This window comes from uncultured Meiothermus sp. (genome assembly GCF_937863175.1).
In the GTDB taxonomy this organism is placed as follows: Bacteria; Deinococcota; Deinococci; order Deinococcales; family Thermaceae; genus Meiothermus.
Genome location: NZ_CALMCQ010000386.1, coordinates 1 through 1,769, shown reverse-complemented (window position 1 = coordinate 1,769; position 1,769 = coordinate 1). Strand labels below are relative to the sequence as shown.

General features: G+C 61.7%; 1 protein-coding gene and 1 pseudogene. Both read left to right on the top strand.

Annotation, left to right across the window (positions count from 1 at the left end; all coding sequences use genetic code 11):
• Window positions 1-730 (top strand): hypothetical protein (locus Q0288_RS14505; protein ID WP_299431821.1); only part of this gene is annotated, 730 nt, incomplete at its 5' end.
• Window positions 731-969: 239 nt separating this feature from the next.
• Window positions 970-1,769, top strand: a pseudogene (locus Q0288_RS14500) (cation-transporting P-type ATPase); the annotation flags it as partial.

Here is a 1,769-nt window from a genome sequence, read left to right as displayed (position 1 = left end):
GCACGCGCAAATCCTCGAGGCACTGGCCACCATCCTGGGCCAGCAGGAAGGCGAGTTGGTAGCCGAGACCCCGCCCGTAGACGCCTCACAGGTGCTGTTGCCGGGGGTAACCGACACCAGCGCCATCCTGATCGAAGCCCTGCGCCGCCTCGACGAGTGGATGCGGGGCAGAGTAGACCCCGAAACCGTCCTGCAACTCTCCGGCGACCCCACCCGCCATGCCCTCTCGCCCGATGCCTGGACCGTGCTGGAGGCCATAGATGGGGTCAAGCGGGCCCGCTCGGTAGCACTGGAGTGCGATCTACCCGAGGAACAGGTCTACCACCTGCTCTACGAGCTGAACAGTCGGGGTCTCCTGATGGAAGCCGATGTGCGCCCTCAGGATCCTCTGCTGATGGTCTTGAGCGACTCCAATCTGATCCGGCGACTCTTGCTGGTGACCCTCGAGCGTTACCGCTACCGGGTCATGCTACCCCCCGACCTGGAAAGCGCCAAGCGTACCCTCGAACACAACCGGGTACAGGGGGTTTTGCTGGAAGGGGCCGACCTCCCCGACAAGGTGCGCCAGTTGCGGGCCTTGCCCAATGGGCGCTTCCTACCCATCTGGCTGATTACCGAACAGCCACCGCGTGGGCTTTGGGTCAAGAATGCTCGAGTCACCCACATCGCCAGGCCCTTTGGCGAAGAAGATCTGCTCGAGGCCCTCTCGATTATCAAGCGCCCTATCTAGAGTGTTTTCGGTTGCGGGGTTTCCTTTGGAACGGCTACCCAGCAGACCGCCCCCCCAGGCCCATTTGAGGAAGGAATGTCCTGGGGTATAGGCGGTAGAATATGCGTGCGGAACAGGAATAATCCGCACTAAACTACTCGGTTTAGGTTGTATTCATACTTTGGTTAGTTGTATGTCATACTTTCATTGATAATGATTATTATTTGCAATAAGATCCTTGTGGATCAAAGGAACCCCGTATGAGCCTGGTCGCCGCACCTCCCCTCAAACCGCAAAAGCCCTGGCTATGGTTCTGGCAAAACGAAGTCGGACGGGGCTTTTTGCTCTCCGGCCTGACCCTGCTGGGGGTGGTGGGGGGTTTTGTTGCGGGGGCCTACGAACTGATCGGGCTGCAAAACAGCCTGTGGGTGCTGGCTTTTCTGGCTGGGGGGGTTCCGGCCGCGCTGAAGGCCGTCCGTAGCCTGAGACACCGCAAGCTGGATGTGGATCTGCTGATGGTGCTGGCAGCGCTGGGGGCCGCCTCGGTGGGACAGGCCGGTGATGGGGCTATTCTGCTCTTTCTGTTTAGCCTCTCCAACACCCTGCAGAGCTGGGCCTTTAGTCGCACCCGGAAGGCCATCGAGTCCCTCATGACCCTCCACCCCGAGGGGGCCAGTGTTGAACTCTCCGATGGGGGCGAGCAGTGGAGACCCCTCGAGGCCCTGCGGCCCGGCGACCTTCTGGTGGTGCGTCCGGGTGAGCGCTTCGCTGCCGACGGCACCCTGGTAGAGGGCTATACCGATGTGAACGAGAGTGCCCTCACCGGCGAAAGTGTGCCGGTGGACAAAAAGCCCGGCGACCCCATCAAGAGCGGCACCCTCAACGGCCACGGGGTGGTGAGGGTACGGGTGGAGCGCCCCGCCAGCGAAAGCACCCTGGCCAGGCTGATCAAGCTCGTGGAAACCGCCAGGGCTGCTAAAAGCCGCACCGAGCGCTTTGCCGAGCGCTTCGAAGGGCCTTACACCGTCGCAGTTTTGCTTTCGGCCCCCCTGGTGTTTGC